The organism is Chelativorans sp. YIM 93263, assembly GCF_028767125.1.
In the GTDB taxonomy this organism is placed as follows: Bacteria; Pseudomonadota; Alphaproteobacteria; order Rhizobiales; family Rhizobiaceae; genus Chelativorans.
This window is the reverse complement of record NZ_JAKCWP010000002.1, coordinates 598,482-604,695: the sequence shown is the minus strand read 5'-3', so window position 1 is coordinate 604,695 and position 6,214 is coordinate 598,482. Positions and strand designations below refer to the sequence as shown.

Below are 6,214 nucleotides of genomic sequence, written 5' to 3'. Positions count from 1 at the left end.
AGCCCCGGCGGACCACCGCGCGGGAACGAATAGGTATGCCTAAAGTCGGCTTGCGGAAGCCCTCAGATGTTTGCCAGCAGTTCTCGGGTTGGCCAACCGTCCGCGGGCATTCCAAGGCGCAATTGCTCCTGGCGTACGGCTTCACGTGTGTTGAGGCCGAGGATGCCGTCGACGCCGCCAACATAATATCCACGTTCCTCGAGTTTGCGCTGGAGGTCCTTCATGGCGGCCTGTGAGAGGCCTTCGTCGGGATTGCCGGGATTGAAGGCGGGAGCGCCGTCCAGCCGCGCGGCCAGATGCGCTGCCGTCAGCGTATAGATCAGCGACTCATTCCACTCGAGGAAGATGTCGAAATTGTCGTAAGCCAGGAACGCCGGGCCTTTATAACCCATGGGCAGCACCAGGCCGGCCTCCAGCCCGTCCGCAGGCAACGGGCTTCCGTCGCGTTGGGCAACCCCCATGCGCGACCACTCCGAGCGAGGCAGCTTGTTCATGCGTCCGGTTTCCGCCCAGGGAAGATCGGCCGGAACACGGACTTCTTCAAGCCAGGGCTCGCCCATACGCCAGCCGAGAGAGCTGACCTTGTTCGCTGCCGTCAGAATGGCGTCGGGCGCGCTGCCCTTCAGGTCGACGCGGCCGTCGCCATCACCGTCGACTCCTTTGTTCAAATAGTCGCTCGGCAGCATCTGAAGCTGTCCGATCTCGCCCGCCCAGGCCCCGGTGACGTCGGCGGGGACCGTTCCCTGATCGATGAGCTTCAGGAGGGCGATCAGCTCGGGGCGAAAGAGCTCCGGCCGGCGGCAATCAAAGGCCAGGCTTGCCAGCGCATTGAGCGCGGAAGAATCCCCCTGGTTGGCGCCGAAATCGGTCTCCAGCGCCCAAAAGGCGGCTATGACTGGTCCCGGCACGCCGAACTGGCTTTCCGCGCGGGCGAAGGTGTCGGCGTATTTGCGCAGATTGGCTTCCCCGTGCTGCAGCCGGTAGCTGTTGATCATGCGGCCGGCGAACTCGCGGAAGCTTTGGGTGAAGACACCCTGGGCGCGATCGCGGTCGATGATGCCCTGATTAAAGGAGGCTCGGCTCAGCGCCGCGAGGCCTTCCGGCCCCACGCCTTGTTCCCTGGCTTCTGCTTCCACGCCGCTGCGCCAGGCGGAAAAGTCTCCGCCGCATTGCTGTGCGGCCGCGAGGGAAGGAAAGGAGAAAGCAAGCAGGGTTCCAAGCAGAAATTTTCGCAAACGCATAGTCTCGCTCCTGTAATTCAGCCGGTTCGCGCCTTTAGCCATTCGCGCCAGGCCTTTGTACCGCCCTTGAAAACGTTGATGTCGACATTCCCCTCAACGCCGGGAAGAATGCCGGTTCCGGTATATTGCCAGAAGGTCCAGGGGTGATTGCCATATTTCACATCCGGGTGGCCTGCGACCGAGCGCAGCCAGAATTCATATCCGGTGAAGCGCCGAAGGTCGTTTCTGTCGAAAAAGTCTATTGATGTGTAGATAATAGGGCGCTTGCCGTAATGACGTTCCACTGCGTTCAGAAAAATGCGCATTTCCGCGCGCACGATCTCGGGGGCGGGGCGCTTCCGGCAGGTTGGCGACAGGTGGTTCCACTCCATGTCGAGCACTGGGGGCAGGGCGGAGCGGTCACGAGGGACATGCTCGATGAACCAGCGCGCCTGCTCGATGGCCGGCCGGCAAAAATAAAAGAAGTGGTAGGCACCGCGCGGAATGCCCGCTGCTTTCGCTTCGCGCCAGTTCCGGTGGAACATGTCGTCCACCCGGTCGCCGCCTTCGGTCGCTTTGATGAAAGCGAAAGCAATGCCGGCCTGTCGCAGGTGCTGCCAGTTCACCTTGCCCTGGTATTTCGCAACGTCCGTGCCGTGGACCGCATAGTGTGCTGGCGTGCGGCCATCCCAGGCGTGCGGTTTGCTGTCGGCATAGCGCAGTCCGGGCGGAGGGGAGGAGGAAGACGGAGCGACGTCTGAAAAGTCGTAGCTGATGCTAGTGCAGCCGGCGAAAAGGATGAGCACACACAAAATTACTGTTAACCGCATGAATCGGAGACCCTTCACCCGCTGCGAATCGTTATTGTTGTTTCCATAGTCGGGGATAAGCGATGCGAATAGCAGTTTCGATTGTCAAATGGCTCATGCTCTTGGCAGGCGTGCTTTTGCTATCCGCCGCGATATGGCTGTGGTTCGCGCCCCCGGATCTGATCCGTGTCGGCTCCAATTACGCGGCCAAGACCGTCTGCTCCAACGTATTTCTGGCTGGCCGCCTGCCGGAGGATGTGCTGGCGGACGATGTGCAGGCGCCGGGGCATCCGCTTCTGAAATTGATGCGGGTCGATGTCAATCCGATGGACGCGACGGTTCGCGCGGGGCTTCTGCGCTGGTTCGGCAAGGGCACCGCGCTGTTTCGCGGCGGAACGGGGTGTGTCGCGGCACCCGACGGTCAGTTGCAGGCCGCGCGCGGGGGGCTCCTCGACATGGCGACACCTTCCGGAGGGCCGGCCACACTTTGGCCCGAGGGCGCCAGGATCGATGCTGCAGGCCATCCGGAAATCTCGAATATCCTGGATGACCCCGCGATGACGGGTCCGGGAATGCGCGCGGTAGTGGTGGTTCATGAGGGTCGCATCATCGGTGAGCGTCTCGGGCCGAACGTGTACCACCACGAGCAGCCTCTGATTGGCTGGTCGATGACAAAGCCCGTGAACGCGGCGATCGTGGGGACGCTTGTGCGGGCGGGCAGACTCTCCGTAGACGACGCCAGCCTCTTTCCCGCGTGGGAGGGTGACGGTCGTTCCGAGATCACCATCGCACATCTCCTGGGCATGGAAAGCGGTCTCGCCTTCCGCGAAAGCTATGACGGCGTAACCGATGTCACGCGTATGCTCTACTTGGAACCCGACATGGCGGCGTTTGCGGCCGCCAAGCCGCTGGCGCATGATGTGGGCGAGCACTTTTCGTATTCGAGCGGTTCGAGCGTGCTGGCCGCGCGGGCCTGGCAGGATACCTTCGAGGATCCGGAGGCGGCACTGCGCTGGCCTCGTGAGGCATTCTTCGAGCCTCTGGGCATGGACACTGCGGTGTTCGAGACGGATGCGCGCGGCACATTCGTCGGCTCGTCCTATCTTTATGCCTCGCCGCGGGACTGGGCGCGCTTCGGCCAGCTTCTTCTCCAAGACGGCGAATGGAATGGACAGCAGATTCTGCCCGAAGGCTGGGTGGAGTGGATGCGCACGCCGACCGAAGCCTCCGGTGGCGATTACGGGCGGGGTCTGTGGATGCACGGCCCGCGCGTGACCACGCCTCCCGATCAGCATCAGGACACCGGATTCGACCTTCCCGACGATGCCTACTGGATGATCGGCCATGACGGCCAGACCATCACGATCATTCCCTCGCGTGATCTCGTGGTGGTGCGCATGGGGCTGACACCGACAATCCTGGCCTACAAGCCGCAGTCGCTGGTCGAGGCCGTGGTGAAGGCTCTTGATGAGAGAAAGCGATTGAGAGCTATGGAGCCGTGACGACGGCGCGTACTGCATAACCACGAAATTGTGAGTCAAAAGAAAGGCTTGCGCCGCGCCTCTCGCACTGTGATTCGAGTACTTCACGCAGAGAATCACGCGGGCTGACGTGGAACGCGGAAAGCCATTGGCGAAGCCCGGCGCGGAACCAGCCGGGCAGGCGCTCCTGCTGCCCGAAATCTACGATATGAAGTGAACCTCCGGGCGTGAGATGATCGAGCGCGCAGGCGATGGTCTGCTCCCATGGCGGGATCATGGAAAGCGTGTAGGAAAGAAAGATGCGGTCGAAATGCGTCCTGCTGAATAGCGCCTCGGCGTCGAAGTCGGCGGCGTCGCCCTGGGCAAGCCTGGTCCGGCTATCAATACGCTCACGGCGCATGCGCTTTCCGGCCGTCGCCAGCATGATGCTGGAGATATCGAGGCCGAAAAGGCGGGCATGGGGGTAGCGCTCTGCGGTGAGCGCCAGGTTGCGTCCGGTGCCGCAACCCAGTTCCAGCACCGCGCCGCCTTTGGGAACGTTGAGCCGGTCGATTAGACCATCGCGGCCCAGCAGATAGAACTTTCGCGTCAAGTCGTAAATATGGCGCTGCCGGCGGTAGACGCCGTCCATCAGTTGGGCGTGAGCCGGGCTGTCGATGGTGCTCATTGATCTTTCTTCACGTAGAGATGAAAGCCGCCATAGATGGCCGAGCGGTCGCGGGCTGAGAATTCGCGCGAGCGGGCGAGTTCATATCTCCATTGGCCGAGGAGAGTGTCGGAGACACGGCCCGGCAGAAGACTCGGCTGTGCGGCGGTGCGGAAGACGACGCGGGCGCCGGGGGCCGCGGTGCGCGTGATCTCCGCCCAGAGCATATTAAGCTGTTGGTCGCTCATCCAGTCCTGCGCATCGAGCAACACAAAACGGTCCACGCTCCCTGCACGCTTCGTCGCAAGCAGTTCGACAAAATTCCTCTGGTGCACCACGGCACGATCCGCATTGGCGCGGATGGTCTCGTAGTTTTCCCGCTCAAGATAGGATGGCAGCGCGCCTTCCCCGTTGCGCGGATAGCGGCGGGCGAACGCCTGCCAGGCAAAGTAGTTGTCCCGCAAAGGGAAGTGGCAGGCGAGTTTTTCGAGCCGGGTCGACAGGACCTCAGCCATGGTTTCGCCGCCAGCGCTCAGGAGCGCATCATACTGCGCTGGTGGGATGCCGAGGCCGAAAAGCGATGCTTTGCGCGAGGTGACCCAGCGGATCAGTGGCTTGTCGAAAAGCGGCTTGAACTGCTCCTCGAAGAAGAGCCGCTGCTCGCGCAGATCGGCCGAACGCATGATGTCGGACGGATCGACCCCATAGAGACGGGCCACCCGATGGCCGGCTGCGATGAAGAAGCCGAGCAGGCCAGTGCGGTAAAAGTCGCGGTCGAAAGCGGTTATGCGCCGGCGGCCGAAAAGGTCGCGCGCTTCCCAATAGCGGCGGCTGGTGGCGTCCAGATTCGGCGCTATGAAGCGGTCGTAGGCATATCTGTTGGCCGTATTCCCCGGCTCACCGAAGAAGCGCATGAGATCGTTATGGCCGGGCAACGCGGTGAAGGCGGCGAGCTTCAGCCGGTTGAGCGCCACATGAGCGGCGTTGAGGTCCACCACATCGATCGTGGCCGGCGAGCGGGTGAGGTAGGCCAGCATGTTGCAGCCGCCCGAGCCGATGGTGACGAGCCGGTGACCTTCGTCCAACTCCATCGCTTCCATGTCGATTTGCGGATCTTCCCAGATCTGCGGGTAGACGAGGCCGGAGAAGAGAAGAGCGAAAAGACGCTCCGAAAGCCCTTCCTTGGACAGAAAGCGGTTCTGGTAAACCGCCTTGCTGAGATGACGGTGCGAGGATAGACCGGTACCCGCGGAAACATCAGTCATCGAAGGGCTCCCTTAAGCTTTGAAGAGGAGCTACCCGCATTTGATGACAATCGGTTGTAAACCGTGTGACAGTGTGTGACGGGGTTGTGGAGAAGGAGCTTAGCCGCTGCCTTTGAGCCTCGTCAGCAAGGGTCCTTCACCGCCCCAGACCGGATCGGTTTGGGGAAAGGGCACAGCCTCGATCTGCCGAAGCATTTCGTCGCCAAACCCCTGCTCGGCGCGTATCACCGCGTAGTCTTCCTGGCCGGGTGGATAGGCGCCGCAGATGCGGAAATCGGAAGAGCCGGAGATTTGCTTGTGGCCGAAGCCGGGCGGCAGGATGGCGACGTCACCAGGTTCGACCTCTAGCTCGTCGCCTTGCGGTCCGCCCAGGATCAGCCGAGCCGTGCCGGAGGCTACCGCCAGTGCCTCGAAGGCATCCGGGTGGAAATGGTGATAATCGAATACGCGCCAGGTCCAGGTGCCACCCCATCCGTTCGATTCAAGCAAAGCCCGAACCGCCATGTCGTCATGCGAGTCGCCGAGTGCCTTCTTCGCCAGGACAGCAGGGTAGCGGTCATTGTTCGGGATGCCGTTTCCCGGCCCCGGCTTGAGCATGCGGATCTCGACGGATTCGGCGTGCTGAGGCTTCAGTGCTTCCGGCATTGCGAGCCTCCTGTTTGTCTCTCTCGGCTTCAGTCTTCGAAGACCAGAAGATCAACAATATATGGATATGTCTTTGCCGGTAACCACCCCTGACCCGCTCCCACCTTCGCTCTTTGGGGCTTCGGCGGACGGGCGCGACCCACCGCTC

6 protein-coding genes are annotated in these 6,214 nt (G+C 62.1%); 1 reads left to right on the top strand and 5 read right to left on the bottom strand.

From position 1 onward, the window contains the following. Positions 1 to 62: 62 nt before the first annotated feature. Together LY631_RS07045 and LY631_RS07040 are read right to left on the bottom strand one after the other, a co-directional pair. Positions 63 to 1,241 carry a lytic murein transglycosylase gene (locus LY631_RS07045; protein ID WP_274424440.1) on the bottom strand — a complete coding sequence of 393 codons (1,179 nt, stop codon included), beginning with the start codon at positions 1,239 to 1,241 and terminating at the stop codon, positions 63 to 65. Between the two features lie 17 nt (positions 1,242 to 1,258). Then, on the bottom strand, positions 1,259 to 2,050 hold the full coding sequence (locus LY631_RS07040) for a glycoside hydrolase family 25 protein (protein ID WP_274424439.1): 792 nt from the start codon (positions 2,048 to 2,050) through the stop codon (positions 1,259 to 1,261). 62 nt (positions 2,051 to 2,112) lie between these two features. Here LY631_RS07040 and LY631_RS07035 point away from each other — a divergent pair, with 62 nt between their 5' ends. Next, a complete protein-coding gene (locus tag LY631_RS07035) occupies positions 2,113 to 3,531 on the top strand; it encodes a serine hydrolase domain-containing protein (protein WP_274424438.1) in 1,419 nt (472 codons plus the stop codon). Here the strand turns inward: LY631_RS07035 and LY631_RS07030 are convergent. From LY631_RS07030 to LY631_RS07020, 3 genes are all read right to left on the bottom strand, one after another. Beyond that, positions 3,518 to 4,177 carry a class I SAM-dependent methyltransferase gene (locus tag LY631_RS07030; protein ID WP_274424437.1) on the bottom strand — a complete coding sequence of 220 codons (660 nt, stop codon included), beginning with the start codon at positions 4,175 to 4,177 and terminating at the stop codon, positions 3,518 to 3,520. The genes LY631_RS07035 and LY631_RS07030 overlap by 14 nt on opposite strands. After that, positions 4,174 to 5,421, bottom strand: a complete 1,248-nt coding sequence (locus LY631_RS07025) for a DUF3419 family protein (protein ID WP_274424436.1) — start codon at positions 5,419 to 5,421, stop codon at positions 4,174 to 4,176. The genes LY631_RS07030 and LY631_RS07025 overlap by 4 nt, the downstream gene beginning before the upstream one ends. Positions 5,422 to 5,520: 99 nt before the next feature. Next, positions 5,521 to 6,066 carry a cupin domain-containing protein gene (locus tag LY631_RS07020; protein WP_274424435.1) on the bottom strand — a complete coding sequence of 182 codons (546 nt, stop codon included), beginning with the start codon at positions 6,064 to 6,066 and terminating at the stop codon, positions 5,521 to 5,523. Between the last annotated feature and the right edge of the window lie 148 nt (positions 6,067 to 6,214).